Origin of the sequence: Halomonas sp. THAF5a (genome assembly GCF_009363755.1) — a bacterium.
Classification (GTDB): Bacteria; Pseudomonadota; Gammaproteobacteria; order Pseudomonadales; family Halomonadaceae; genus Halomonas.
In genome coordinates this window covers 1,627,829-1,654,307 of record NZ_CP045417.1, presented here as the reverse complement: position 1 = coordinate 1,654,307, position 26,479 = coordinate 1,627,829, and the positions used below count along the sequence as shown (strand labels likewise).

Sequence of the window (26,479 nt, the reverse complement as noted above, 5' to 3'; positions counted from 1 at the left end):
GGGGGGCTGCCCCCGATGCACCAGCCTTCGTTTCGTCGTCTACGCTTGGAGGAAAACCGAAACCGGGACGGCCAGGATGCGCAAGGCACTTCAGCGAATGGTGCTCGGCGGGCTGATGATGGCCTTCGGATGGCCGGCGTTGGCCGACCCCGTGCTGGTGGCAGGCCTCGAATACGGCCAAGGCGTTCTTCGCGCCCGCAGTGGCGAATGCTTCGCCGTGACCCCCAAGCATGTCGTGGGCGTAGGCCTGGGGCTTGAGATCGTCACGACGAATCGCGTCAGAGCCCCGGCGGAGCTAGTCACCGACCTGGGCGACGATATCGCCGTGATTCGCGTCGATGCCAGCGGGCGCCTGCCCTGCGGCATGGGCTGGCCACGCGCCGAGTCGCTCGGTTCGACGCTGCAGGACGCCGTGACCCAGGGGCGCCAGGGCGTCATTCTGCGCGTGCGGGAAACCGGAGGCATCGAGGCCTTCGGCGTGCGGTTCGCGTCCTTGGCCCCGCGCTACATCGAGGTCAGGCCCCTCTCCCCCGATGCCGAGGCCTTCAAGGGCATGAGCGGTTCCCAGCTGATGCTCGAGGGCCAGCCGGTCGGCATGGTGCTCGATACCGAGGCGGGCCTGATTCGCGCCTATCGCCAGGATGCCCTCAACGACCGGATCAAGGACTTTTTCACCATCCCGGGCATCCACCGGCTCCCGCCCTCCGATCTGCCGATCGAACCCTTCAAGGGCAGTGCCGTCATCACCACTCGCACCGATGTTCGAGAAGCGCCCAGCCCCTGGTCACCGGCACACCGTTCGCTCTCCGTCGGGGAGCGCATCGAGCTGAACGGGAAGGTCGTGGGCCTTCCCTGGTACCGCACGCCGGAGGGCTTCGTGCGCAAGGCAGATACCACGACACGCTGACGTTTCCGCCACCGAGGAGTTCAACACAGGGAGAGGCACCATGAAGCATCAATGGACAAGGGCGATCGCCCTGCTGCTGGCCCTGGGGGCCGCACCGGCCATGGCCATGGACATGGACCAGCTGGAAGCGGCCAAGGAGCGCGCCGGCATGCTGGACCAGGTGCGGACCCTGCTGGCCGACGAGAGCGCCTCGGTTCGCCTGGCGGTGTTCGAGGAGGTGATGAAGTCCGATGACTCGGTGCTGCGCAGCATGGCCCTGGAGTCGGCCTTCAGCAGCGACGACGAGCGCCTCGAGACCGCCGGGCTTCGCCAGCTGTTCGAGGATCGCGAACTGCTCAGCGTGGAGCTCATCGAGCCCGGGGAACCCACCCAGGCACAGGCCTTCACCTATCAGGTCTGGCGGGAATTGACGCTCAGCGAGCTGAGGATCGACCAGGCCACGGACGAACTCAGCGGTAGCTTCAGCGGTGCCAATGCGTATGGAAAATTCGTTGGCCAACTCGTCCGGGGAGGCTGGATCATCGACATGTCATGGTCCGGCTACAACTGCAGCCTCGCGCTGAGCCAGGTCAGCGGCGTCGATCTCTCCGGTGCCCTGCGCTGCGCCATCGGTGGCCGGTATGCGCGCGAAGAGAGTGCCAATGGCGACAGCGCCTCCCTGCCCTTCCGGATCCGTCTGTCATGACGACACGACGACTCGCCGCCTGGGCCACGGCCTGGCTGCTGCTCGCCTCCCAGGCGCTGGCACAGCCGGCAGGCGAGATCACCCTGCCGGCCACGGTGCTCAGTGAGGGCTACTCCCCGGCGGTGACCGTTTCCGGGCGCGCCCTGGTAGGGGTGATGCTTGATCCCGAGGGCCACCCGAATCGCCAGGGGGGCGAACAGCGGCTGCACGTCTGGCTACCCGAAGGTCTCGAGACGCAGAACCAGCAGCTGTGCATCACCCTCAGCTCCCGAGACGGCCTCTATACCGGTCTGCTTGAAGCGTCGCTGGATACGCTGGTCTCGCCGTCCGATGCACGACCCATCAACGTCACCTTCGCGTCACAACACGAGGATTACTACTCCCGCTACCAGGAGACCCCGCCACCTCACCGGCTCGCCGTGCTCGCCGAGATCAAGTCGGCCTGCACCACCGCCGAGACGGCCTCCCAGATCCTCCCCGTCGCCTGGGCCGACCAGGGAGAGACCGGCATCCTGAACGTGATAGTCAACAGCAGCCGCATGCGTACGCTGTTCGCGGTCCCCGTGGATCGACCCGGCGAAGAGGGACCACCAAGGCACCTGGCCGTCGAGTGCGACGACATCGATGCCACCCAGCGTATTGCCTTCGACACCATCTGCCGGGTGGACCTCGCCCGACTGCAAGAGGCGGGCACTCCGCGGCTGAACGAAGCGCAGCTGGTGCGCATGCGCGGCCCCAGTCCGGCCAGAACGATTCCCGTGCCGCTGGCGCCATGACCGAAACGCCGCGACACGCCAGGACCCGCGGGGCACAGGCCGCACTGCTGTCCGGCATCTGGGAAGGACGGCCCCTCGGCCAGACCCTCCTGGCGCTGGTGCTCACCGCCGGGTCCATCCCGCTGCTCCTGGAGGCGGGCTCGGAAGTCATCGAGCGTCCCTATACCTTCCACGTCCAAGCCAAGAGCGAAGTGCTCACGCTGACCACCGACCAGATGACCGGCACGGGCTGGTACTTGGAAAACGCCCGGGCACGGCAGGAGTCCCCGCTTCAGGCGGCAGTGGCCAGCGCCGAGGCGGCATCGTTCATCGCGCTGCCCGCGGACCTCGCGCCACGAGCCTGGCAACCCTTTACCGGATACGTGGAGGTGGGCCCTCACGCCCGAGTCAGCCTGACGCGCCTGGGAAGTGGGCCGCTGTCGATCCATATCGCCACAGCACCAAATGCTCCAGCCGATATCGACCAGGCTCTCCCCGCGGCGGTGCTCAAGCCCCTTTCAGGTGACGACAGGCAGGCGAGCCGCTACCTGGAGCTGCGGGTGGCGCTGACCGAGCAGCCGTTGAACGGCACGCTTCAGGGCCTGGGCGCCATCGGGGGCGATGCGTACTCCCCCTCGGAGCCCGCCTCACCGCCGCTGCTGCGTGCCGGCGAGGTCTCGGTGGTCGGCAGGCGGCTCGGGTCCGACCTGCTTTACACCGTGATGGCGGTGCCGCTGCGCCTGGGCGATGAAGTGCGCGTGCTGAAGCAACGGGCATCGCTCGACACGCCCACCGACGAAGGCCTTGGGGAAGCCATGGCGGCCTTCACCTGCACCTTCTCGGTTATGGGCGCCGCCAGCGACGGCACGGGCATCGACCTGGCCTGCCATGCCAGCGGCCGCTCGCTGGCCATCAGCCGCTTCGGCGCGCGCATCGGCGCCCTGCAGCCCCGCCCCTGGGACGTGCTGGCCAACGAGCCCAGCATGCAGGCCATCCTGCCGCTGGGGCTGACCGCGCTCTTCGCACTGTTTCATCGACTGCTGGACGGCCTCTACCCTCGCCTGTGTGGCTGGACGAGCCGGCACCTGCGACGCCTGGGCACTCATCGAAACAGTGGCTCACCCCGGCGGCGCTGGGCGGCTCACCGTCGCGCCAGGCAAAGGAAGCGAGGCGACGACACCCTTGAAGGCCCTTGAACGAAGCATCCCCGACGTCACGCTGCCGAACGCTGTGGCACCTCGCGCCAGGAGATGGCGCCGCCGTTGATCGTGCCACCGCCGTAGAGGTCATCGAGCGCCTCCCAGGCCTTGCTGCTCCAGGCAAAGCGGATACTGCCGTTCAGCACCAGGTCGGCCGGTTCCTTGTTCTTCTTATCCTTGGCCGGCTTTTCAGCCTTGTCTCGATCGCTTCTTCCTCTCCCGGGGCTTTCACGCTCATCGTCCAGCTTTTTTGCCTGCCCCGGGGGAAGATCAGCAGTCTCCTCCTCGACCGGGGCATCTTTCACGGCAGGTGCATCCGGCTTGAGCATCACCATGCCGCCATAGAGGTCATAGGTGCCATTGGAGAGGTCCACGCGGCCGCCCTCCTCGACGAGGATCAGCCCCTCGTGGTGGGCCGTGCCGTTGACCGACAGCACGGCACCATCACGCACGACCAGGATCCCGCTGGTCGCGGTGCCGCCATTGAACTTCACGTCGCCGTCGATATAGATGACACCGCGTTCATCTCGCGTCGTCATGCCCATCTCGTTGTTCTTGGTGCTCGAGTCATAGGTATTGCTGCTGTCCGACGTTGGCAGCGCGGCCAGCAGGTCCTCCCAGGGGCCGCGCTTGCCAGCGTACTCCTCGAGCACTTCCGCCCCGCTGCGATCGGCCTTGTCGCTCTCCTCGGTCAGCCAATCGCCATTGTAGAGCTTCATATCCTCGATGGCGGGCGCGTCATCATCCGCGGTGGTCTTGCAACCACTATTATTACCGTTGCCGTTATCCTTGTCGTTGCCGTTCCCCGTGCACTGGAACGTCTCGGGTAACGGATGGTCCTTTTCATTGATATGATCGCCGATGTTCGCCGCGCAGTCCCCGCCGAAACAGGTAAACACCGCCTCGAGCGGCGGCAGTCCCAGTGGTGCCCGCACTCGCACCAGCACGGTGCGCAATATCGGGTTGTCGCCGCCGGCGAACCCTTCCGCCACCAGGTAGATGCCCTTGTCCAGGGTCTCCAGCGCGTAGCGCGCCTTCAGGAACGCCTCCCTGGCGTAGCGCGTTTGATAGCGGGCCGATAGGGCGGGGATCGTTCCCGCCTCGGGTTCGGTGGCCGCATCCGACGGCACGAGATCGGGCGGCGCCTCCTCGAGTTGGCCCAGGGCGGCCGTTTCCGCCGCCATTCTCGCTACGGTACCGAGGCGCTGATTGCCGGCAATGCGTTCGTCCAGCAGTGCGGACTGGGCCATGGACACCGCAATCACGGAGGCCACGGCCATCAGGGCGAGCACGACGATCAGGGCCATGCCGCCCTGTCGCCCGGCGTGATGCGTCGTCAGAATCATCGGAGAGTCACTCCTTTTCACTCAGGGCCTGGCGCAGGGCCAGTTCCCGGCCGACGGCATGGAAGGTCAGCGTTCGTGCCGGCAGGTGATCGGTCTCGGCCAGTGTCAGGCTCAACGATACGCCGTAGGGCTCGCCGCTCGCGGCCCACTCAGGCACGAAGCCTTCGATGCCCGTCATCAGCACGCTCCCCGCCGATGGGCAGTCGGGCTCCACCCGCAGCGTCTCTCCGTCCCGGCGATAGGTCAGCGCCAGTGAGGTCTGGGTGGCGCCGCAGTAGGTCGCGCCCTGGTCTCCATTCATGGTCAGCGTCAGCGCCTCACCGTCGATCTCGATGGCCTCGGCCGTGCGTACGTGGCGCAGCAGCTGCTGGGTGATGAAGCCCACCCCTGCCTGACGGGCCGAGACGTCGGATGCCAGCGCGAAGGTCTGGCGCATGCCGGAATACATCTGAGTGGCCCTGGCCACGACGAGCAGTCCGAGCACCAGGGCCACCATCAGCTCCACCAGGGTGGCGCCACGCTGTCGCGCGGCAAAGGCGTTAACGCTATTCATCGGTCTGCATCCCGATCACATAGTTCAGCGAGGAGACGTCTTCCCTGACGCGCACCTCTTCGCCCTTGGCATCGCGCTCCACCGCCACGAAGCGCTCGTCCTGCCAGTGCACCTGCAAGGAGATCTTGCAGCTCGACTTGTCGGCCCAGTCCCATTCCGACATTGGGACAAGGAGGGCACATCATGATCACGCGCTGGATGCGCAAGGGACCCGTTCACTGCTGGGTAATCAAACAGATCGACGAGACGACGAGCAGGCTGCACCTCTGTGAAAGCGGCCAACTGGAGACTCAACTCTCGCGAAAGGAGACCGAGAGCCAACTGGCCCGAGGAGAGTATCGCGGCGGGCTGCGCATCGGTGACACCGGCATCGTGCTCAACAGCGAGCTGTTCGGCGCCCAGGTGCCCTGGCCAGCCCTGCTCCTGGGGGAAATCTACCAGGCCCACTGGCAGGGGCGCACCTGGGAAGTGTCCCGTGTCCCGCATGCCGCAACGCTGCTGGGCCTGGGAGGGTCGGCTGGTCTTCGCATGCCTGCCCGACGCCTTGCCCGCCTGGCAAAGTACCGAGGACGTCATACATGTGCGTGAGCGCGCCGATGCCTCGGGGGGGCTCAGCGGCAAGGCGAGCTTTCGCTCGGCGAATGCCCTGGAAGACCCGGAGAAGGATATACGCGACGCCATCGCGCGAAACCGAGCCCGGCAGGCGGCCAAGCGGGCTGGGCCTGCCGCCAGATCACGAAGACGCCAGGAAGACGCGATCTACTGATTCCCCCTTGCGGCCTGCATTGCTTATTCGCGCCGCTCGGAATGGTTACTGAGCGCCACGATCAGCGCCCGCTGCCAGCGCGGATCGCGCTGCCCACAGGCGATAAAGGCGGGATTTAGAAGGCTCTCGCGCCGATTGCAACGCAGCGGCTCAAGTGTGCTCGCCTTCAGCACCTGGCCGCCGGCGGCGGTCACAATGGCCTGGGCCGCGGCCGTGTCCCACTCGCAGGTGGGTGCCAGGCGCGGATAGAGGTCGGCCAGGCCCTCGGCGATCAGGCAGAATTTCAGCGAACTGCCGATCGATCGCGTGTTGTGGGCGGGCAGTGCCTGGCAGAAGACCTCATACGCTCCTTTGCCGTTGCGACGGCTGCCCACCACCTGCCAGGGCTCGCAGTCGGGGTCGGGCAACTCACGCACGCGGATCGGCCGTTCCTGCTCTTCTGCACCTCCACTTCGGAAGGCACCCTGCCCTATCTCCCCCCACCAGGTCACTGCGCCACCGGGCAGTGCCGGGGCATGCACGATGCCGAACACCGGCACGCCTTCCTCAACCAGCGCCAGGTTGAGGGTAAACTCACCGTTGGCGGCGATGAATTCCCGGGTACCGTCCAGCGGATCGACCAACCAGTAGCGCGCCCACCCCTGGCGGGTAGTGAAAGAGATCTCGCCGGACTCTTCCGATAACACAGGGAGGCCCGGTGTCTCGCGCTCGAGCAGCGCCACCAGGGCGTGGTGGGCGGCCATGTCCGCCTCGGTCAGCGGACTCTCATCGGCCTTCTGCTCTACGGCGAAGCTACGGCGGTAGATCGCCATCACTTCGCGGCCAGCGGCTTCCACCCCGGCGATCAGTCTTTCGATGGTGTCGCGGTCCAATGTCATGGCGGCTCCCCCTGTAAAGCTCATTATCTTCATCTCAGCTAAAACTTTCATGCCAGGGCTTCGGCGCTTTACATCGCCTACCCGCCCCGCGACACTAGCAGGGTTACATTCCGATACGAATCGGACATGAGAATTCTCAGCCCCTTGGGCCGCAGGGACAGCCATGACCACCGAAACCGCCCCCAACCGTCGCCTGATCCGCTGGTTTATCGGCACAGCAATCTTCACCTTCACCGTGTTGATGCACGTATCATTCGCCAACCTGGGCGGTTCAGGCCTGCGTCTACCCTTTAATGCCACGGTTTGGATGGGCTTTGGCGTGATGATGGCGCTCTCCATGTGGCCCGCCACTCGGGGGGTGATTCGCTACAGCGCCTTCCATAAGGGGCTGGGGTTATTGCTGCTGGCGCTGTGGCTGCCGTTTATCTGGAGCTGGAATGAAGCCTCGCTGATCGCCCTTCCTCGCATGCTCACTGTGACCGCCGGAGCCATCCTGCTGCTGGGGCTGGCCCAGCTGCAGCTAACTCGTCGCGACTGGTGGTGGCTGGGCATGGCCATCCTGCTAGGGGCGCTGATGGAAACGGCTTTAGGGTATGCCCAAATGTATCTGCCGGGGCTAGATCAATGGCTGAACTATACCGGCACCCTATCGCGCCCCTACGGTATCTTCCAGCAGGTCAACGTGATGGCCAGTTTTCTGGTCACGGGACTGGTGATCTCCGCCTGGCTATTGGACGAGGCGCGCCAGAGCCGACTCGAGCGCGGCGTGACACTCCTTGCCCCGCTTTTCATGCCGGCACTGATTCTTGTCATACAGTCCCGTACTGGCTGGCTGGCAACGTTAATCGCGGTGCCCATGGTGCTTGCGCACCTTTGGTATTCCGATCGTAAGCGTTTCAACGCCTGGGGCGGCGCGCTGGCAATAGGCTGTGTGCTGGCAGCTATCATCTGGTGGACCCCTTGGGCCGAGACAAGCAATACCATTAAGTCTAGCGCAAGCTCGGCAGGTGAGCGTTTTCCTGTTTACCTACACAGCCTACGGATGATCGCCGAAGAACCAATCACAGGCTGGGGATATGGACGTTTTCAGCATGATTTCCTGTTCAGCTTTGCCGACTGGCGCGCGGCTCTGCCTATCAACCAGCCTGAGATCATAGATCCCATTATCACGCAGAACTATACCCACCCCCATAATGAATTGCTTTACTGGGGCATAGAAGGGGGATTGCTGCCGATAGTCGCCATCACCGCTTTTTCTGGGTGGCTAGGGTGGCGGCTGTGGCAAAATGGCCGGACAGGTGGAAGCCTTCTTTTCACCGCCCTTCTGTTACCTTTAGCCCTTCACAGCCTGACTGAGCTGCCTTTCTACCACAGTCAGGCTCACTGGCTGGTATTCATCCTGTTAGTTGGCATGGCAGCGAGCATTAGATGGTCTACCCAAAAGATAAAGAACCATTATACCTTTGGAGTTCGAGTGGGAGCTCTCTTCGCTATGCCACTATTATTAGTTTTCATGGGAACACACCTTCAAGCTATTCACGTCTTTGCCACGAATGCAACATCTGAAGGTGCAGTCTATGATACCAGAGGTATAATAAACCCGCTTGGAACCCCCTCCTTAATAAATAGAACCAACATTCTTCTGAATCTAAACAATTCAATATCAAGCAAGAACAAAAGAGAGGCAAAAAACTTTGCAAACGAACTTGAAGAGGAGTTCTCGCAGAGACCCTATTATGTTATATTAAAAAAACTCACGGAATCCTATAGATTTATCAATGACAAAGAAAAGCTTAGAAGAACTGAGCTTGTCGGGGAGTATATATACCCAGGAAAAATGGGAAATTAAGGTTCTTCGCAACATCATGTGGATTTTTGCCAAATTCATCAGGCGCCCCACAGGGTTGCCGATGAGTTAGATCATCGCGATGAAGAAAGCCTCGTACGGTAGCCGCACGCATGTGGTCGGGCCGCTTGGAACAGATCATCTATGTCTTCTAGCCCAGCGCTGGTCAGCCCGTAGAACCAGCACCTTGGTAGGGTTTACACCATACGAAACCGGTCGAATTTAACCTAGGCCTTGGGAAAGTACTCGGCAACTCCGTTCAGAAAGGCCTGAGACACGTCGCACACCACCTCGATCTCGTTATCCGGCTCGCCGGCATGCTCCGCCAGGAAAGCGCTAAAGATCGTGATGGCGGCCTTGCCATATCCAGGGACGGCGAAGTGGACCGGTTCCTGCGAACTGAAGTGGACCCCATCCTTTGAACCACCTGACAGGTCAAGCTCGGATCGGGTCATCATCGGCGTCAGGCCGCCTGGGGCAGTGGTTGAGGGAAGTACACCTCATCGGGTGTGGCATCGTCCAGCCCCTGGTGGGGCCGATCCTTGTTTTACCAAGCGAAGTAACGCTTCAGATCCCTTCGCAAGTGGGCGCCACTCTCGAAGGCCTTCAGGTAGACGCACTCGTACTTCACGCTGCGCCAGAGCCGTTCCACGAAGATGTTGTCTTGGTAACAGCCCTTGCCGTCCATGCTGATCCGGATATCATGGGCTTCCAGCACCTCGGTGAACGCCTGGCTGGTGAACTGACAGCCTTGATCCGTATTGAATATCTCCGGCGCTCCATGGCACGCCAAGGCCTCCTCCAGGGCATCGACGCAGAAGTCCGCATCCAGGGTGTTGGAGACTCGCCAGGCCAGCACACGGCGGCTGTGCCAGTCCATGATGGCCACCAGGTACATGGACCCGCGTGCCAGGGGGATGTGGGTCACATCGGTCGCCCACACTTGATTGGGGCGGTCGATGACACGACCCCGCAGCAGGTAGGGATAGATCCGATGACCCTCGCCCGGCCGGCTGGTGCATGGCTTCGGATATACCGCCTGTAGCCCCATCTGGCGCATCAGTCGCTGGACGCGCTTGCGGTTCACCGGGTGACCCAGACGGTTGAGATAGGCCGTCATCCGTCGTGACCCATAGACCGGCGTTCGCAGGTGTTCCTCGTCGATCAGGCGCATCAGCTCCAGGTCATAGGCCCGTAGCGCCTTGCGCTGGTAGTACATCGAGGAACGACTGATACCGAGTAGCTGGCACTGGCGTCGGAGGCTGATGCCGGACGCCTGCGGCTCGACCAGTGCCAGGCGCTGGGCCCGGCTCAACGATCGAGCCTGCGTGACAAAAAATGGTTCTTCGCAGATCAGCGTGAAACAGGCAGGGCTTGAGGCGAGGGCTGGATAGAGAAACGGCGGTGAATCCGAGTAAGCTGATATTCGCCAAAACGTCAGCCTACGGACACCGCCGTTGCCATGGATGCTACCCCGCTCAGCCTGTTCTGGAAAGGGTTCACTGTCGCCCACCACGAGTTCCTGGATCCTCAGACGCTACGGCTCCAGTTGGAGCCCGATGACCGGACCCCGCCTGTCTGCAGCGGCTGTGACCACGCCTGTTGCCTGGTCCATGACGTGCATCGCCGGCGCGTCTGCGAGGCGCCGCTGCTGATCTACCGAGTGGAGCTGGATGTCCCGGTGCGGCGCCTGCGCTGCCCGACCTGTGGTCCGACACGAGAGCGCATCGACTGGCTACCCGGGCGCTCGCCGGTCACCACCACACTGCGCCAGTGGGTGGAGCGCCTGGTCACGTTGCTGCCGATCCGGCATGTCGCGGATCTGGTCGGCTTGCACTGGCATACCGTCAAGACCATCGACAAGCAGCGCCTGCAACGCGACCTGCCGGCACCGAATCCGACACGCTTGCGGCGGCTGATGATGGACGAGTTTGCCCTGCACAAGGGACACCGCTACGCCACCGTGGTCGCCTGCGCCGACACTCAGCAGGTGGTATGGATCGGCGAAGGCCGCTCCCGCGAGGCGATCCGCCCCTTCTTCGCGTGGCTGGGCGAGGCACGAGAGCTGATCGAGGCCGTGGCCATGGACATGAACTCGGCCTTCGATTGTGAGGTGAAGGACCAGTGCCCCAACGCCGAGGTGGTCTACGACCGCTTCCACGTGGTGGCCAAGTACGGGCGCGAAGTGATGGATCGGGTACGCGTCGATCAGGCTAACCAGCTGCGCGACGACAAGGCGGCCCGCAAGGTGATCAAGGGCAGTCGTTGGCTGCTGCTGCGCAACGCCGACAATCTCAAGCCCGAGCAGGCGGTGAAGCTGGAGGAGCTGCTGGCGGCCAATGCGTCACTGACCACGGCGTACCTGCTCAAGGATCAGCTCAAGACCCTGTGGTTTGCCGACGACGAAGCCACCGCCCGAAACGCCTGGCAGGAGTGGCATGCCATGGCGACCAGCAGTGGCATCGAGGCCTTGGAACGTTTCGCCAAGCGGTTGGCCCCGTACCTCGAAGGGATCCTGTCCAGCGCCCGGCACCGGCTGAACACCAGCGTGCTGGAGGGCATGAACAACCGGATCAAGGTCATCAAGCGGATGGCCTACGGGTATCGCGACACGGCGTACTTCTTCCTAAAGATCCGTGCCGCATTTCCCGGCAAAGTGCGATGAACCCAAAAAATCCCGTTCCACCGTCAGCTTGCCGATCTCGCGTTAGAGCGTGTCGATCTCCTCCTGGGTCTTCTGGGCGGCCTTGCCGGCACTCTGGCTCTCAAAGACGCCAGTCGCGTTGTCCAGCAGCTCGCGTTTCCACTGGCTCACCATGGTCGGATGGATCTCGAAGCGGGCCGCGATCTCCGACGTGGTCTGATCGCCCTTGAGGGCGGCGAGGTCTACCTTGGCCTTGAATTCACTGCTGTACTGTCAACGTTTCCCGCTCATGATCAGGCTCTCCTGGTCGGTCTGATCAGAGCTTAGCGCCTCGTCCGAATTCCGGGGTCCACTTCATAGCTCTCGAACTGCCGGTAGCGCTGGAAGAAATGCTGCTTCACGTAGCCCCCATGCGCTCGGACTTGCCCTTCGTCTGCGGGCGTTGCGGCCGGCATGCCTTGGGGCCGAAGCCGTAGTGGTTGGGCAGTTGCAGGAAGCCGTCATTGAAGATGATGCGGCGGTCGCGATCATGCTTCAGCACCGCCGCCTTCTGGTTATCGACCAGCACCGTGCGCGGCACGCCGCCGAAGTGACGGAAGGCTTGTATCAACGCCTCGTAGGTATGTTCAGCATCCTGGCTCGGGGCCGCCCAGGCATGGAACCGCCGCGAATAGCCCAGCGTGTTTACGGCGAAATTGACCTTACAACGCTGACCCGCAACGACTGGTTCGATCTCGCCCCAGTCGTGTTGGAGCTGGAAACCGGGCTGGGTCTCGAAACGCACCGTCTGTTTGCTGGGCCGCAGCGCCCGCTTGGGCTGGATGTAAATGCGCACGATGGTGACACCGCCGGTGTAGCCCTGCTCGCGGATCAGCTGGAAGATCACCTCGGCGTTCCAGACGTTGTCGGCCAGCAGCTGATCGATGATCGTCTTGTAGGGATCCAATTTGCTGGCTCGCGGCCTCGCCGGCCGCCCGCTGGGTGCCTCATCGCGGGCCAGGTGGCGACGCACGGTTCGCTCGGAACAGCCGATCTGATGCGCAATGTCCACGAGGTGGGCGCCTCGCTGATGAAGTTGCTTTATCATGAGAAAGTCCTCTCGGCTTAGCATGGCGCGGCCCTTACAGGTTTGGTCACCAGCAAGGAAAGGTCATGCGGGTCGGGGGGACAATCTGTTTTGATGATTTACGGACTTATAGCGCCGGCGTCGACACCAGGCGCGCCCAAGAGGCACGATGCGCTTGACGCCATGTTCGGGACTTTGGATGCGAGGCATGCGGGAGTGCAGGTGGCAGAGGCTCTGAAGAAATTCAGAAACCACCAGGCCTTGTCGGGAAAGTCATGGGCCGTGCAAGCCATGCCGCACGCCGGGCCGAGGTAGGGGCTGCCGCGCTCGGCCCCGACATAAAGATCCGAGCGGTGGGGCGATAGAGGTATCCAGGTGTTGGTGCTTGACTTCAGGGAGTCTAGGTTCTGTCTGGAAAGTCTGCTCTCAGGCAACGATCTATGCAGGCCAGGCATACCATCGCTCTGAAGCTGCTGGCCAACTTGTCGTAGCGGGTGCAGACGCGGCGCAGTTCCTTGATCCACGCGAAACAGCGCTCAATGACGTTTCGCTCTCGATAACGGGGCTTGTCGAAGCCCCGAGGGGCGCCAGGGCGCGGCTTTCGCTTCATCTTGCGCCGGGCAATGATCGGCTTCATCCGATGTCGGTCGCAGTAGCGGCGAAGCGGGTCGCTATCGTAGCCCTTGTCCGCCACGATGTAGCGACAGCGCTTGCGCGGTCTGCCCTTGGCCCCGGGCAGATGCACATCCTCCAGGGTGGGTATGAAGTGCCGCGTATCCGAGTCCTGCCCTGGCGACAGCGTGAAGGTCAGCGGCCAACCCTGCCGGTCACAGAGCATACGGATCTTGGTCGTCAGGCCGCCGCGACTTCGTCCCAGAGCATGGTCTACGGGTTCTTGCTGCCCCCCTTTTTGCCGCCTCCAGAGGCGGCCCGGGTGGCGCGAATCGATGTCGAATCGATCATCCAGGTGTTCAGATCCATCAGGCCATCCTCTCGCAGGCGAAGTTGGAGGCGCGCCAGAATGGCCTCGAAGGTGCCGTCATCGCGCCACTGACGGAAACGGTCATAAACGGTCTTCCACGGGCCGTAGCGCTCTGTCAGGTCGCGCCACTTGGCGCCCGAGCAGAGGATCCAGAAGATGCCGTTCAGCACCTGGCGGTCATCGCGGCGGGGGCGCCCCGTTCTCTGCGGCGGCGACACGATGTCCTCGATGAGGGCCCAGCCGTTGTCGGAGATCTCGTAGCGGCCTGCCATGGGTCACCTATGCTGCTGAGGCATAGGTGACATTAGCAAATTCGCGTTTTCGGACAAAGCCTAGGGCGTTTGCAGGCCAAGGCCGAGGGGCAGAACCTGTGTGCCGTCTATGCCATGTCTCCTATCGTGGTGGAGACCATATCTTGGCTCAGCTCAGATGGCGATGACGGATTCCACACCCAACGACGAATAGCCGAGCTCTGGAGCCTTCGAACATCGCTGGTTCTGCACATAATGCATGAATTCAAGAAACAAAAGGGCCGGCAAATGCCGGCCCCAAACCACATTATCAAGGTGAATCACATATAGAGCAGAATCAGTTTAGACCGACACTGACAGTACCTACAGCATCGCTAGTACCAGTACCAGAATCATAAGAAACGGCACTACTTGCTTCCGCAATGGTCAATGAAGTGCAACTTGGTGATTGATCTGCTGTATCGGCATCATCGAAAACGTCTGTAGTTTGTGGATCCGATGCACCAATGGCTCTCTCAGCGGCAACTGCAGTAGCAAAGGACCTAGCTTCCGCAAGACAAGCATTATCAGTTGATCTATCAACATAATCCTGATACTGCGGAATCGCAATCGCCGCCAAGATCCCGATAATCGCCACTACGATCAGCAGCTCGATCAGGGTGAAACCGCCCTGCGCCTTGTTCATCTGGGTCTTCCTCATCATCTGGTGCATCGTCCTGCCCCTTGCGTCTGTTCGCCGTGGCGCTCCCGATCTCGGCCGTTGTCTCGCGCCCGTGCGAGGTTACCATCGGTAATCAGGAAGAGCCCCTAGGCCCAGCCCGATCACCGGTCGATCGGGCATTACCATACCCGTTGGGCGTTACATTAAATTACGCTTTGCAACCCTGCAAGCAGTATCATCAACGACAGGCGAAGCAGCAAGCATTTCGTGGTACCAAAGCATCAGCCGAAGTGCTAGAGAAACGTGGAAAGCGCATGATATGACGCTGGGCGGGGGGCGACCCGAGGGGCTAGAATCAGGCCTAGCACCGTCGCGACCGATCCTCCGTCGCAACACCGTTACCTGCACTACCGTGAGGCGCCATGAACGACTACCGTCCCCCGTCCCCCGAGCAGCCCCCCCACGTGCCGACGCCCGAGCCGTCGGCGCTGCAGGGGGCCACCCTGCGCGGCGGGCTGCGCGGCCTGGCGCGCCGAGTGGTCGCTGACGGCCTGCTGAATGAGGCAGCGGTGGTGCGCGCAGAAGCCGAGGCTCGCGAGGCGGACCGCTCTCTGCTCGCTCACCTGATCGAGGTGGGCATGGTGCCCGCCCGCCAGGCCACGCTAAGCGCGGCCTGGGAGTATGGACTGCCGATCATCGACCTCGATGCCCTGCGCCTGGAGAGCCTGCCACCGGCCAGGGACTACCCGGACAAGATCCTGCGCCGGCTTGGGGTGCTGCCGCTGGTGCACCACGGCCACCGGCTCACGGTGGCGGTGCCCTACCCCTCCACCCTGGCGCTGCTCGACGAGCTGCAGTTCGCCACCGGCCTGACCCTGGAGGGCGTGTTGGCACCGGTGGACCAGCTCGGCCCGGTGCTCGAAGGTTATCTCGCCAGCAGCGAGACCAGCATGTTCGATGAACTCGCCGGCGTGGACGACGCCGTGGGGGAGCTCGCCTACGACGAAGGGGTCGTCGATGCCACGGACGAGCAGGCCGCGGTGGCCGCCGCGGGTGACGACGCACCCATCGTCAAGTTCGTCAACAAGATCCTGCTGGACGCGATCCAGCGGGGCGCCTCGGATATCCACTTCGAGCCGTACGAGACTAGCTATCGGGTGCGCTTTCGCATCGACGGCATCCTCCACGACGTGGCACACCCGCCCTTTGCCATGCGCTCGCGCATCTCGGCGCGCTTGAAGGTGATGTCGCGCCTGGATATCTCCGAACGCCGCCTGCCCCAGGACGGTGCCATCAAGCTCAAGCTCTCGACGACGCGCTCCATCGATTTTCGCGTCAACTCCCTGCCCACCGTCTTCGGCGAGAAGGTGGTGCTGCGGATTCTCGACCCGAGCTCGGCGCAGCTCGGCATCGAGCAGCTTGGCTTCACCCCGCCACAGCGAGCCCTCTATGAGCGCGTGCTCGGCGAGCCCCAGGGGATGATCCTGGTCACCGGCCCCACCGGCAGCGGCAAGACGGTCTCGCTCTATACCGGTATCAACATTCTCAACCAGGTGGAGCGCAACATCTGCACCGCCGAGGATCCCGTCGAGATCAAGGTGCCGGGCGTCAACCAGGTCAACGTCCTGCCCAAGATCGGCCTGACCTTCGCCAGCGCCCTGCGCGCCTTCCTGCGCCAGGACCCGGACGTGGTGATGGTCGGCGAGATCCGTGACCTGGAGACCGCCGAGATCGCGGTCAAGGCCTCCCAGACCGGCCACCTGGTGCTCTCCACAGTGCACACCAACTCGGCGGCGGAGACACTGACCCGCCTGGCCAACATGGGCGTGGCACCCTTCAATATCGCGAGTTCCGTGAGCCTGATCATCGCCCAGCGCCTGGCGCGCCGGCTCTGCCAGCGCTGCAAGCAGCCCGCCGAGATCCCCCGCGAATCGCTGCTCGCCCAGGGCTTCACCGAGGATGAGGTGGCGAGCGCCACCATCTTTGAACCGGTGGGCTGCCAGCACTGCACCCAGGGCTTCAAGGGTCGGGTGGGCATCTACGAGGTCGTACCGATCTCTGATGCCATGAGCCACCTGATCATGACTCAGGGCAATTCCCGTGACTTCGACGCCCAGGCCCGCCAGGAAGGCCATCCGGATCTCCGTCGCAGCGGCATCCTCAAGGTGATGCAGGGGCTGACCAGCCTGGCAGAGGTCAATCGAGTAACGAAGGACTAGCGTGAGCGGCTAAGCGGCTCAGTACCTCCAACGCTACATGACGCAGGGAAGACACGATGAACATGGCAATGAAACCCACGCGCAAGCAGGAGAAGGTCAAGCTCTACCGCTGGCGGTGGACGGGCAAGGGCCCCAACGGGCGCAAGATCGCCGGCGAAATCGTCGCCACCCGGCGGAACGAGGTGGAGAGCCTACTGGCCAATCAGAATATTGTCGTCAAGAGCATCCGCCGCAAGAGCGGTTTCGGCAGCGGCATGGGCAAGATCAAGCCCCGTGACATCATGCTCTTCGCCCGTCAGATGGCCACCATGATCCGCGCCGGCGTCCCGGTGCTGCAGGCCTTCCAGGTGGTGGCGGAAAGTCTCAAGAAGCCCGCCATGAGCGCACTCGTCCAGGAACTGATGAACGAGGTGGCGGCCGGGGCCAGCTTCTCCGAGGCGCTCAAGCGCCACCCTCAGCACTTCGATCGGCTGTTCGCCAACATGGTGGAGGCCGGCGAGCAGTCCGGGTCGCTGGACAACATGCTCGAGCGTGTCGCCACCTACAAGGAGAAGATCGAATCGCTCAAGAGCCGGGTCAAGAAGGCGCTCTGGTACCCGGCGGCGGTGATCTCGGTGGGGTTCGGCGTGACCGCGCTGCTGCTTGTCAAGGTGGTGCCGCAGTTCGAGAGCCTGTTCCAGGGCTTCGGCGCCGAGCTGCCGGCCCCGACCCGCATGACCCTCGCGCTCTCGGAGTTCGCCCAGCAATACTGGTGGTGGGGGCTGCTCGGCATCGTGGCCGCGATATTCCTGCTGCGTCATGCCATGCGGCGCTCCGAGACGTTTCGCTATCGCATGCACAAGCTGTCGCTACGCATTCCGGTAATCGGCGACATCCTCGACAAGTCCTCGGTGGCGCGCTATTCGCGCACCCTGGCCACTACCTTCGGCGCCGGCGTGCCACTGGTGGAGGCACTTGATACCGCCGAGGGCGCGGCGGGCAACATGGTCTACGAGCACGCCATCGCCCAGGTCCGCGAGGACGTGGCCACCGGCCAGCAGCTGAATTTCGCCATGCGCATGACCGAGCAGTTCCCGCCACTGGCGGTGCAGATGGTGGGGATCGGTGAGGAAGCCGGCTCGCTGGACGCCATGCTCAACCGGGTGGCGGACTACTACGAGGAGGAAGTCGACAACAAGGTCGACACCCTGACCTCGCTGCTCGAGCCCTTCATCATCGTCATCCTCGGCGTGCTGGTCGGCGGCCTGGTGGTCTCGATGTACCTGCCGATCTTCGAGCTGGGCAGTGTGATCGGCTAACGAGCGCCGAGCGCCGAGCGCCGAGCGCCGAGCGCCGAGCGCCGAGCAGGATGATGCTCATATCGCGTAGAACACCAATAAAAACCTCCAGCAAATCACACTCTGCTGGAGGTTTTTTCTTGGCTGCTTGGCTGCTTCGCCCTTAATCGTGCACCCACACCGGGGTGCCCGGCACGGCGATCTCGAAGAGCGCCAGTAGGTCATCATCGCGGACTCGAATGCAGCCATGGGAACGGGCGACGCCCATGGGCTCGCTCGGCGGCGTGCCGTGCAGGTAGATATAGCGGCGCTGGGAGTCGACGTTGCCGCCGCGGTTGCGCCCGGGCTCCAGCCCGCCGAGCCAGAGAATGCGCGTGAGGATCCAGTCGCGGCCGGGGTGTTCGGCGGCCAGGGCCTCGGTGTAGACCTCGCCGGTGGGCCGACGCCCGCGAAAGATGGCGCCCGCCGGCTCGCCCGCGCCGATCGCGGCGCGAATGGTATGCCAACCGAGCGGCGTCGCCCCGCTGCCCTCCTCTTCGCCGGTGCCGTTGGCGCCGGTGGAGACATCACAGCTCCACTTCACCTCTAGCCCGTCCCACACGCTCAGCCGCTGCGTGGCGGTATCGATCTCGAGCCAGAGTCCCTCCTCCGGCGGCAGCTCGGCCAGCAACGGCGTCCGCATCAGCCCGCCTCCCGCTGCGTGGGGAGCGGCTCGGGCAGCGGCGCGTTCATCGCCGCCACCACAACCGGGCGCAGTCGACGCACCAGATCGCGCACGCCGACGTGCTCGCCGTAGTCCTGCTCGGCGATGTCACGCAGCGCATCGAGGCCCGAGAGCGTGAAGATCACCGTGCCGAGCATGAAGTGCAGCCGCCAGAAGCGCTCGGCGTCAGGCAGCTCCGGGGTGGCCAGGCGCACCAGCTCGGTGAAGCGGGTAAAGGCGCTGCCGTACTCCTCCTGAATATAGCGTCTCAGATGCCCCTGGGCCTGACTGTAGGCGAGCCCCAGCAGGCGCATGAACACCTTCAGGCTATTGCGCTCCGCCGGCACCTCCAGCACGCAGCGCGCCATCGTCTCCAGGAGCTCCTCCAGCGGGATGACACCGCCCGCATGGCGCGCCTCAAGCTCATCGAGGGCGGTGTGGAAGCGCTCCGTAAAAGGCGTGAGATAGCGGGCGAACACCGCCTGGATCAGCGACTTCTTGGAGCCGAAGTGATAGTTCACCGCGGCGAGATTGACCTTGGCCTTGCTGGTGATGTTGCGCAGCGAGGTCTCGGCGAAGCCACGCTCGGCGAACAGCACCTCGGCGGTGTCGAGGATACGCGTGACGGTGTCGGGCTGCTGGGCCATGGGCGGCTCCACATGATTGGAAACAATTGTTTGAATGTTACGCGAGTGTATGACAGCCATGGAAAACGCTCAATGCCGCCAAGGTCGGGGCGTTTGAAACGCCGAGCAGCTGGGTGCCGCGCCATGAATGTGGGAGCGCCGCTTGCTTCGCGAAAAGCGGAGTGCATAGACATTGTGGGAGCGGTGCTTGCACCGCGATAAGATGCCTCCGCTTCCGAAAAGACCAGACCAGGCCAACCCAACCGCCGCTCCGCGGCGGATCGCGACGCAAGCCGAAGCGTCGGACCGGTCGCTCTTACAAGAGAAGGCTAGCTCACTTTTACTGGATGGAAAGACATGCTGTATACTTGAACATAAATGTGACGATGGCATCGTCCCCCACGGTTACAGACCCGGAGGTCCCATGAGCCGCTCCCTCACCGCTCGGCAACAGAACGTGCTCGATTTCATCGTCAAGACCATGAACGAGCTCGGCTATCCGCCGACCCGCGCGGAGATCTCCCGGGCGCTCGGCTTCAAGTCGGCCAACGCCGCTGAGGAGCACCTGCGTGCCCTCGAGCGCAAGGGCGCCATCCGCGTGATCCGCGGCACCTCGCGCGGCATCCGCCTGCCGGCTCAGGAGCCCGAGGCGATCGGCGAGCAGCCGCCGGAAGAGCCACCCTCCCAGGGCTTGCCGATCATCGGCGAGGTCGCTGCCGGCAGCCCGATCCTGGCCGCCGAGCATATCGACCGCTACTGCCCGCTGCCGCCGGAGTACTTCACTCCCCGCGCCGATTACCTGCTGCGGGTGCGCGGCCTCTCCATGAAGGATGTCGGCATCCTCGAGGGCGACCTGCTGGCCGTGCATCGCACCGAGCGCATCCGCGACGGCCAGATCGTGGTGGCCCGCCTCGAGGACGAGGTGACCGTCAAGCGCTTCCACCGCCAGGGGCACGCGGTCACCTTGGAGGCCGAGAACCCCGACTTCGTGCCCATCGAGCTGGACCTGCGCCACGACCCGCTGGAGATCGAGGGCATCGGGGTGGGCGTGATTCGCGGCGGAAACGGCCAGGCGCTGGGCTGACCCTGAAGCGGCCTATACTCGCCTCGCTTCAGGACCTGCCATCTCGACCCCATGAGCGAACTGCGCAAGATCCTCCACGTCGACTGCGACTGCTTCTTCGCGGCGGTGGAGATGCGCGATAACCCGAGCCTACGCGACATCCCGCTGGCCATCGGCGGCTCCCGGGAGCGCCGCGGGGTGATCGCTACCTGCAACTACCCCGCCCGGGAGTACGGCATCCACTCGGCGATGCCCACCGCCCGGGCGCTGCGCCTCTGTCCCCACCTCACGCTGCTGCCCGGTCACTTCGAGAAGTATCGCGAGGTGTCGGCGCAGATCCAGGCGGTCTTTCACGAGCTCACCCCGCTGGTCGAGCCGCTCTCCCTGGACGAGGCCTTTCTCGACGTCACCGGCGTCGAGGGCTTTCGCGGCAGCGCCACCTGGATGGCGCGCTGGATCAAGGCCGAGTGCTACCGGCGCACCGGCATCACCGTCTCGGTCGGGGCAGCATCCTCCAAGTTCCTGGCCAAGATCGCGAGCGACTGGGAGAAGCCCGACGGCCTGACCGTGATCCCGCCGGAGCGGGTCGACGCCTTCGTGCGGGAGCTGCCGGTCAAGAAGCTCCACGGCGTGGGCCCCGCCACGGGGGCCCGGCTCGATGCCATGGGCATCACCACCTGCGCCGAGCTGCGCGAACTGCCCATCGAGCGACTGATCGAGGAGTTCGGAAAATTCGGCCGCCGACTCTACGAGCTCTCTCGCGGCATCGACGAGCGTCCGGTGCGGGTCGAGCGCGAACGCAAGTCGGTGAGCGTGGAGACCACCTTCGATCGCGACCTGCCCGATCTGGCCAGCGCCCGCGCCGCCCTGGCGCCGCTTTGCGAAAAGCTCAAGGACCGCCTCGAGCGCCACGGCCATCCGCCCCTGTCGGGGCTCTTCGTGAAGGTGCGCTTCGACGACTTCAGCCTGACCACCCTGGAGAGCCGCGGGCTCACCCCCGAGCCCGAGAGCTACACCCGACTGCTGGAGCAGGCCTGGGCCCGCGCCAGCCGCCCGGTGCGCTTGCTCGGCGTCGGCGTGCGTCTGCTGCCGGAAGACGCGCGCCAGCAGCTGTCCCTGCCGCTGTAGACCTCAAGAAAACCATACTTGTGTAACTTTGCGTAACTGCCTTTATTGAAGGAGCGATATGGCAGGGGCGAACGCTCAAGGGACCGACACCTCACCGCTGGCCATCATGCGATCCAACGAGCTGGTGAGGTGTCGGCATGCAGCGTATCAAGGTGGCACGACTGATCCCCATCCTGCTGGCCATGCTCACCTCGGCGTGCGTGACGGTGGGCAAGCATGATACACATGCCCTGCAGACACTAGACTTCGGGCCAGAAGAAACACTGAGAGTCTGTTTACTCATCGATGAGGGAATTACCGAGACCCGCGCCAGGGATCTGTTCCAGGAGGTGAGCGACGAACTCGCCCTCTTCGATCTGAACGTGGAAATTCCTTGGGTCAGACCGTGGAAGCGCCCCGCCTTCCTGATGAATGGCATCATCGAAGAGATCGCGCTTCGACCGCTGGAGCCGCCCTGCGATAGGCTGATGGCCGTGGTGGGACGCCACGTCGGCGACTTCCTTGCCTCCTGGCTTGCCCCCGAGATACTCGGGGCCGTCGAGACGAACACGCACACGCGAGGCTACGTGGTGGGGAAAGCCGTCACCCTCAACCAGCTGCTGCAGAATCCATCGCATGTCGCGGTTCATGAGAGCTATCACATGCTGGGGTGTGTTCACGGGCATAGCCTTCAGGCCTGTTACCCCTACATCCTCGATCTGAAGCGGATCGCTCGTGCCAATCGGGAGAAAGGCAACGACTTCTTCCCGGGGATATCCCTCGACCGGCAGCCCATCACGTCACGCGAGACGACCGGCGAGATTCTTCGGGCGGCAATCGGGCGGTCGATGTGACCAGGCAGAACAGCTCTCGGCTCCGCGTGGAGGTTTCGGTGGGTTCGCGCTAACCCAGCCGCCGCTACGCGGCGGATCGCGGTGCGAGCACCGCTCCTACAGGGGGCGCTTGGCCGCTCACTTCGTATCGATATAGCGGTGGTCGTTGAAGGTCGCGACCCAGCCGGGGTGATAGACGAGCAGGATGCTTAGCAGCATGCCGGTGATAAAGGCCTCGGAGGGCATCAGCAGCGGCAGGAAGCGGGCATACTCCAGCGCCTGGCGCAGCGCCTCGGCGTCACTGGCCCCCAGCGCCATCAGCCCCACAGCGGCGAGGCCCGCGGCCAGGGTGGCGAGCGCCGAGCCGAAGAAGCCGCAGACGAACAGGAAGACCATCAGGTTGTCGGGCAGCCGGCGGTCGACCAGCCGCCAGACGATGCCCGTCACCAGCGCCGGCACCACCCCGGTGATCAGCACGTTGACGCCGAGCAGCGGCCAGTCGATGCGCCCCACCAGCACCATCGCCACGTTGATGGCGGTGATCGACAACAGCGCCAGCGGCGCCTTGAAGATCAGCGTCAACAGCGCGGTGAACATCAGGTGCAGGGTCAGCCAGTCCACCGCCTGGGCGCGCAGCTGCCAGAGCAGCATCACCATCACGGTGGCGGCCAGCCAGCGATGCTGCAGGGCGGTGTCCTCGATCAGCGCCACCCAGGGGCGCCGGCTCAGCGCCAGGCCGACCACGGCCAGGGCGACGGCGCCGCACAGCCACAGCAGCCAGGGGGCGAGTACCGGTTCGGCAAGCGTCATCTCGACTCCCTTAGGTTCGTGCCACTCACGCCTCGATCGTCGACCCAGCCGTCAGGCGAAGACCACGGTCTTGTTGCCGTGGATCAGCACGCGATCCTCCAGGTGCCAGCGCAGGCCGCGGGCCAGCACCGCCTTCTCCACGTCGCGGCCGAAGCGCACCAGGTCCTGGGGCGTGTGGCAGTGGCTGACCCGGTGAATGTCCTGCTCGATGATCGGGCCGGCATCGAGCTCCTCGGTGACGTAGTGGCAGGTGGCGCCGATCAGCTTCACCCCGCGCTGATGCGCCTGGTGATAGGGGCGAGCGCCGGCGAACGACGGCAGGAAGCTGTGGTGGATGTTGATCATGCGGCCCTGGAAGCGCTCGCAGAGCGCCGGCGGCATGATCTGCATGTAGCGGGCTAGCACCACGCAGTCGGCGCCCGCCTCCTCGACCAGCCGTTCGACCTCGGCGAAGGCGGCCGGCTTGTCGTCGGCCTTGACCGGCACGTGGTGGTAGGGAATGCCGTGCCACTCGACGAGGCCGCGCATGTCCTCGTGATTGGAGATCACGCCGGCGATGTCGCAGTCGAGCTCGCCCGCCGTCCAGCGATAGAGCAGGTCCACCAGGCAGTGGGTCTCCCGCGACACCATCAGCACCACGCGGCGCCGCTGGCGGGTGTCGGTGAGCGCCCAGGTCATGTCGAACTCCTCGGCGATCGGCGTGAACGCCTCGCGCAGCGCCTCCAGGGGCATGCCCACCGAATCGGCCAGGATCTCGTAGCGCATAAAGAAGCGACCGCCCTCCAGGTCGGAGTGCTGGCTCGCCTCGGTGATCGAGCCGCCGTGGCCGGCGATGAAGTTGGAGACCCTGGCGACGATGCCCAGACGGTCCGGACAGGAGACCACCAGGCGGTAGTAGTGTGACATCGAATGATCCCGCGTTGCGGCTGTGACTGGGAGCGACAGTGTAGCCAAAACAGGGGCTTCGGGCACGCCCGGGCTGTCGACTCACCGGCCCTGGGGTAAGCTGAACACGATTCCCTCACCCCCTTTCCCTGCACCCGAGGAGGCACCACCGACGATGCTCAACACGCGAGCCCTGACCTACCTGAGCGAGGTGATCCGGCGCGGCTCGCTGCGCAAGGCGGCCACCCACCTCGACGTCGACGTCTCGGCGATCAGCCGCCAGATCCGCCACCTCGAGGAGCACCTCGACACCCGCCTGCTGGAGCGCCACGCCGGCGGCATCAAGGTGACCGAGGCGGGTCGCCTGCTCGTGGACCACCACCACCGCCAGCAGGCGGCGGAGGACGCCGTGATCTCGCGGCTCTCGGCCCTGCAGGGGCTGGTCAGCGGCCAGGTGCGCATCGCGGTGGGCGAGGGCTTCATCGGCGACCTGATCGCCGCTCCGCTGCAGTCGTTCATGAACGCCTACCCGGGGATCGAGCTCGAGGTGGTGATGGCCGGGGTCAACGAGGCCATGGCGCTGATCAAGGACCGCGAGGTGGAGCTCGCCCTGCTCTACGCCCCGCCGGTCGACCCGCTGCTGACCTGCCATGTCGAGACGCGCCAGCCCCTCGACCTGATCGTGCCCGTCGTCCATGCCCTGGCCGCCCTGGAACGGCCGGCGCGGCTGCAGGACCTGGTGGGCTGGCCGGTCGGCCTGATCGACAACCCCTTCGGCATGCGCCAGATGGTCAACGCCGTGGCCCACCAGGAGCGGGTCCACCTGCAGGCGCGCCTGCACACCAACTCGGTGGCCGTGCTCAAGAACTTCGTGCGCTGGGGCACGGGCATCACCTTCATGCCGGAACTGACCGTGGCCGAGGAGGTGCGTCAGGGCGATATCGCCGTGCTGCCCATGGCCCATCGCATCCTCAGCGAGGCCCGCGCGCAGATCGTGAGCCTCACCGGGCGCGAGCTCACCGTGGCGGCCAACGCCTGCCTGGACCACCTCTGCCGGGGAATGCGTTTCTTCAATGCCGACGCCCCTCGCCTCCTGGACGCCAAGTGTTGCCGAAAAACCAACACTTGACGGTTTGATTAGTCAACACATCAACGCCTAGTCTGCTGAGGAGGCGCCCGGCGGGCCAAGACCTCGCCCACCGCGACGACAATCCCGTCGATCACGACATCGATCGTGACCTTGCCAACGACCTTGCCAACAACCTCGAACGAACTTGCCAACAACAATCTCGGAGTCCTCGCATGAACCGCATCCGCCCCTTCGCCCTCTCCTCCCTGGCCGCCGCCGTGCTGGCCGCCGGCACCCTGGCCGGCCAGGCCCAGGCCGCCACGACCGTCAACCTGAGCTATAACGGCGCCCCGGATCCCGACAAGAACGCCGTGCACGTCTTCGCCACCCACCTCAAGGAGCTGGTCGAGGAGAAGACCGATGGCGAGCTCGAGCTCACCCTCTACCCCAACAGCATGCTGGGCGAGGAGCAGGAGCGCATGGAGCAGACGATGAACAGCCCCAGCCTGAACATCGCCTCCTTCGCCGGCATGTCGCCGCTGGTCCCGGAGATCTTCGTCAGCGCCATTCCCTTCCTCTTCGAGGACTTCGCCTCGGCCCGCACCTTCTTCGACGAGGGCGACTACTGGCAGACCGTCGAGGGCGACCTGCGCGAGCGCGCCGGCCTCGAGCTGCTGGCGGTGGTCGAGGAAGGCGGCTTCCTGGCCTTCACCAGCGACGAGACGCCGATCTCCTCGCCCGACGATTTCGAGGGGCTGCGCTTTCGCGCCATGGACCCGAGCCAGGTCGCGCTCTACGAGGCCTTCGGCGCCTCCGGCACGCCGATCCCCTGGACCGAGGTCTACATGGCGCTGAAGACCGGCGTCGCCGACGGCCAGATGAACCCGCCGATGTACATCATCCTCGGCAGCCTCTACGAGGTGCAGGACTACCTGACCCTGGCCAATATCCAGTACTCGGACCAGTTCCTGGTCGGCAACGGCGCCATGATCGACGGCTGGGACGAGGCGATGCGCGAGGCCTTCCTGGAGGCGGTCGACGAGGCCAATCAGATGGCCCGTGAGCACAACGAGGGGCGCGTCGATGAGCGCATCGCCTACCTCGAGGAGCAGGGCATGGAGGTGATCCGTCCTTCCGAGGAGGAGCTGGCGGCCTTCCGCGAGCAGGGCCAGCCCGCCTACCTGGAGTGGCTCGGCGAGCAGGGCATCGATCGCGCCTACATCGACATGGCCCTCGACGACGCCGGCATGACCCACCTGGCCGAGTAAGCGGTCCCCGCCGCGCGACCCATCGCCGTTCGGGCAGGGGCCTGGCCCCTGCCCGAGCGCAGCTCACGGAACCTCACCTA

Annotated in this window: 25 protein-coding genes and 3 pseudogenes; 14 read left to right on the top strand and 14 right to left on the bottom strand. The window is 64.3% G+C overall.

Features of this window, described 5'->3' with window-relative positions; translation table 11 throughout:
• Positions 1-97: 97 nt before the first annotated feature.
• From FIU83_RS07525 to FIU83_RS07510, 4 genes are read left to right on the top strand one after another with little or no spacing between them, the layout of a single operon-like run.
• Positions 98-907, top strand: a complete 810-nt coding sequence (locus FIU83_RS07525) for a hypothetical protein (RefSeq protein ID WP_152483482.1) — start codon at positions 98-100, stop codon at positions 905-907.
• Positions 908-947: 40 nt separating this feature from the next.
• Positions 948-1,592, top strand: a complete 645-nt coding sequence (locus FIU83_RS07520) for a hypothetical protein (RefSeq protein WP_152483481.1) — start codon at positions 948-950, stop codon at positions 1,590-1,592.
• Positions 1,589-2,368, top strand: a complete 780-nt coding sequence (locus tag FIU83_RS07515; protein WP_152483480.1) for a hypothetical protein — start codon at positions 1,589-1,591, stop codon at positions 2,366-2,368. Before FIU83_RS07520 ends, FIU83_RS07515 begins: the two co-directional genes overlap by 4 nt.
• Positions 2,365-3,543, top strand: coding sequence for a hypothetical protein (locus FIU83_RS07510; protein ID WP_152483479.1), 1,179 nt, complete (start codon positions 2,365-2,367; stop codon positions 3,541-3,543). The genes FIU83_RS07515 and FIU83_RS07510 overlap by 4 nt, the downstream gene beginning before the upstream one ends.
• A gap of 17 nt (positions 3,544-3,560) precedes the next feature.
• Here FIU83_RS07510 and FIU83_RS07505 read toward each other — a convergent pair whose 3' ends face one another.
• The 3 genes from FIU83_RS07505 to FIU83_RS17445 are packed head-to-tail and all read right to left on the bottom strand — an operon-like array spanning position 3,561 to position 5,608.
• Positions 3,561-4,892 carry a PilX N-terminal domain-containing pilus assembly protein gene (locus tag FIU83_RS07505; protein ID WP_152483478.1) on the bottom strand — a complete coding sequence of 444 codons (1,332 nt, stop codon included), beginning with the start codon at positions 4,890-4,892 and terminating at the stop codon, positions 3,561-3,563.
• Positions 4,893-4,899: 7 nt separating this feature from the next.
• Entirely contained in the window at positions 4,900-5,445 is a 546-nt protein-coding gene (locus FIU83_RS07500) for a prepilin-type N-terminal cleavage/methylation domain-containing protein (protein WP_152483477.1), read from the bottom strand.
• On the bottom strand, positions 5,438-5,608 hold the full coding sequence (locus tag FIU83_RS17445) for a hypothetical protein (RefSeq protein ID WP_172976048.1): 171 nt from the start codon (positions 5,606-5,608) through the stop codon (positions 5,438-5,440). The genes FIU83_RS07500 and FIU83_RS17445 overlap by 8 nt, the downstream gene beginning before the upstream one ends.
• Before the next feature lie 20 nt (positions 5,609-5,628).
• On the opposite strand from FIU83_RS17445, the gene FIU83_RS07495 reads away from it, so the two are divergent.
• Positions 5,629-6,033 carry a hypothetical protein gene (locus tag FIU83_RS07495; protein ID WP_152483476.1) on the top strand — a complete coding sequence of 135 codons (405 nt, stop codon included), beginning with the start codon at positions 5,629-5,631 and terminating at the stop codon, positions 6,031-6,033.
• A gap of 201 nt (positions 6,034-6,234) precedes the next feature.
• On the opposite strand, the gene cysQ is transcribed toward FIU83_RS07495, so the two are convergent.
• Positions 6,235-7,089, bottom strand: coding sequence for a 3'(2'),5'-bisphosphate nucleotidase CysQ (cysQ, locus tag FIU83_RS07490; protein WP_152483475.1), 855 nt, complete (start codon positions 7,087-7,089; stop codon positions 6,235-6,237).
• 163 nt (positions 7,090-7,252) lie between these two features.
• On the opposite strand from cysQ, the gene FIU83_RS07485 reads away from it, so the two are divergent.
• On the top strand, positions 7,253-8,938 hold the full coding sequence (locus tag FIU83_RS07485; protein ID WP_152483474.1) for an O-antigen ligase: 1,686 nt from the start codon (positions 7,253-7,255) through the stop codon (positions 8,936-8,938).
• Positions 8,939-9,162: 224 nt separating this feature from the next.
• Here the strand turns inward: FIU83_RS07485 and FIU83_RS07480 are convergent, their stop codons facing one another.
• Positions 9,163-9,393: a hypothetical protein gene (locus tag FIU83_RS07480; RefSeq protein ID WP_152483473.1), complete on the bottom strand. Its 231-nt coding sequence runs from the start codon at positions 9,391-9,393 to the stop codon at positions 9,163-9,165.
• A gap of 92 nt (positions 9,394-9,485) precedes the next feature.
• Positions 9,486-10,250: pseudogene (locus FIU83_RS07475) on the bottom strand (IS3 family transposase); the annotation flags it as partial.
• 147 nt (positions 10,251-10,397) lie between these two features.
• Here FIU83_RS07475 and FIU83_RS07470 point away from each other — a divergent pair.
• On the top strand, positions 10,398-11,600 hold the full coding sequence (locus FIU83_RS07470) for an ISL3 family transposase (protein WP_152483471.1): 1,203 nt from the start codon (positions 10,398-10,400) through the stop codon (positions 11,598-11,600).
• Between the two features lie 42 nt (positions 11,601-11,642).
• Here FIU83_RS07470 and FIU83_RS17440 read toward each other — a convergent pair.
• The 4 genes and pseudogenes from FIU83_RS17440 to FIU83_RS17760 form a co-directional block, all read right to left on the bottom strand.
• Positions 11,643-11,837 (bottom strand): annotated as a pseudogene (locus FIU83_RS17440) (transposase); the annotation flags it as partial.
• A 98-nt stretch (positions 11,838-11,935) separates the two neighbouring features.
• Positions 11,936-12,690: pseudogene (gene istA / locus FIU83_RS07460) on the bottom strand (IS21 family transposase); the annotation flags it as partial.
• A gap of 355 nt (positions 12,691-13,045) precedes the next feature.
• Positions 13,046-13,899, bottom strand: a protein-coding gene (locus FIU83_RS07455) for an IS5 family transposase (RefSeq protein WP_152483468.1) whose coding sequence is annotated in 2 segments (ribosomal slippage) — positions 13,046-13,545 and positions 13,545-13,899 — 855 coding nt in all. Because the reading frame shifts where the segments join, the coding sequence is not laid out codon by codon here.
• A gap of 316 nt (positions 13,900-14,215) precedes the next feature.
• Positions 14,216-14,563 (bottom strand): prepilin-type N-terminal cleavage/methylation domain-containing protein, encoded by a 348-nt coding sequence (locus FIU83_RS17760; RefSeq protein ID WP_152483467.1) that lies wholly within the window; start codon positions 14,561-14,563, stop codon positions 14,216-14,218.
• A gap of 398 nt (positions 14,564-14,961) precedes the next feature.
• On the opposite strand from FIU83_RS17760, the gene pilB reads away from it, so the two are divergent.
• Both pilB and FIU83_RS07440 read left to right on the top strand, forming a co-directional pair.
• The gene (gene pilB / locus FIU83_RS07445; protein WP_152483466.1) at positions 14,962-16,758 is read left to right on the top strand and encodes a type IV-A pilus assembly ATPase PilB; all 1,797 of its coding nucleotides are present in this window, start codon (positions 14,962-14,964) and stop codon (positions 16,756-16,758) included.
• Between the two features lie 62 nt (positions 16,759-16,820).
• On the top strand, positions 16,821-18,056 hold the full coding sequence (locus tag FIU83_RS07440; RefSeq protein ID WP_152483465.1) for a type II secretion system F family protein: 1,236 nt from the start codon (positions 16,821-16,823) through the stop codon (positions 18,054-18,056).
• A gap of 142 nt (positions 18,057-18,198) precedes the next feature.
• On the opposite strand, the gene FIU83_RS07435 is transcribed toward FIU83_RS07440, so the two are convergent.
• Positions 18,199-18,717 carry a L,D-transpeptidase gene (locus FIU83_RS07435; RefSeq protein WP_152483464.1) on the bottom strand — a complete coding sequence of 173 codons (519 nt, stop codon included), beginning with the start codon at positions 18,715-18,717 and terminating at the stop codon, positions 18,199-18,201.
• Positions 18,717-19,385, bottom strand: coding sequence for a TetR/AcrR family transcriptional regulator (locus FIU83_RS07430; RefSeq protein ID WP_152483463.1), 669 nt, complete (start codon positions 19,383-19,385; stop codon positions 18,717-18,719). The genes FIU83_RS07435 and FIU83_RS07430 overlap by 1 nt, the downstream gene beginning before the upstream one ends.
• 403 nt (positions 19,386-19,788) lie before the next feature.
• On the opposite strand from FIU83_RS07430, the gene lexA reads away from it, so the two are divergent.
• The 3 genes from lexA to FIU83_RS07415 all read left to right on the top strand — a co-directional run bounded on the left by lexA (position 19,789) and on the right by FIU83_RS07415 (position 22,388).
• Positions 19,789-20,448 carry a transcriptional repressor LexA gene (lexA, locus tag FIU83_RS07425; RefSeq protein WP_152483462.1) on the top strand — a complete coding sequence of 220 codons (660 nt, stop codon included), beginning with the start codon at positions 19,789-19,791 and terminating at the stop codon, positions 20,446-20,448.
• A gap of 60 nt (positions 20,449-20,508) precedes the next feature.
• A complete protein-coding gene (gene dinB / locus FIU83_RS07420) occupies positions 20,509-21,555 on the top strand; it encodes a DNA polymerase IV (protein WP_152485288.1) in 1,047 nt (348 codons plus the stop codon).
• Positions 21,556-21,692: 137 nt separating this feature from the next.
• Positions 21,693-22,388, top strand: coding sequence for a hypothetical protein (locus FIU83_RS07415; protein ID WP_152483461.1), 696 nt, complete (start codon positions 21,693-21,695; stop codon positions 22,386-22,388).
• A 117-nt stretch (positions 22,389-22,505) separates the two neighbouring features.
• Here FIU83_RS07415 and FIU83_RS07410 read toward each other — a convergent pair whose 3' ends face one another.
• Together FIU83_RS07410 and purU are read right to left on the bottom strand one after the other, a co-directional pair.
• Positions 22,506-23,177 (bottom strand): energy-coupling factor ABC transporter permease, encoded by a 672-nt coding sequence (locus FIU83_RS07410; RefSeq protein WP_152483460.1) that lies wholly within the window; start codon positions 23,175-23,177, stop codon positions 22,506-22,508.
• A 51-nt stretch (positions 23,178-23,228) separates the two neighbouring features.
• Positions 23,229-24,083 (bottom strand): formyltetrahydrofolate deformylase, encoded by an 855-nt coding sequence (purU, locus tag FIU83_RS07405; protein WP_152483459.1) that lies wholly within the window; start codon positions 24,081-24,083, stop codon positions 23,229-23,231.
• A 154-nt stretch (positions 24,084-24,237) separates the two neighbouring features.
• Between purU and FIU83_RS07400 the strand changes: the two genes are divergently transcribed.
• Both FIU83_RS07400 and dctP read left to right on the top strand, forming a co-directional pair.
• A complete protein-coding gene (locus tag FIU83_RS07400) occupies positions 24,238-25,191 on the top strand; it encodes a LysR family transcriptional regulator (protein ID WP_152483458.1) in 954 nt (317 codons plus the stop codon).
• Between the two features lie 173 nt (positions 25,192-25,364).
• Entirely contained in the window at positions 25,365-26,399 is a 1,035-nt protein-coding gene (dctP, locus tag FIU83_RS07395) for a TRAP transporter substrate-binding protein DctP (RefSeq protein ID WP_152483457.1), read from the top strand.
• The last annotated feature ends 80 nt before the right edge of the window (positions 26,400-26,479 follow it).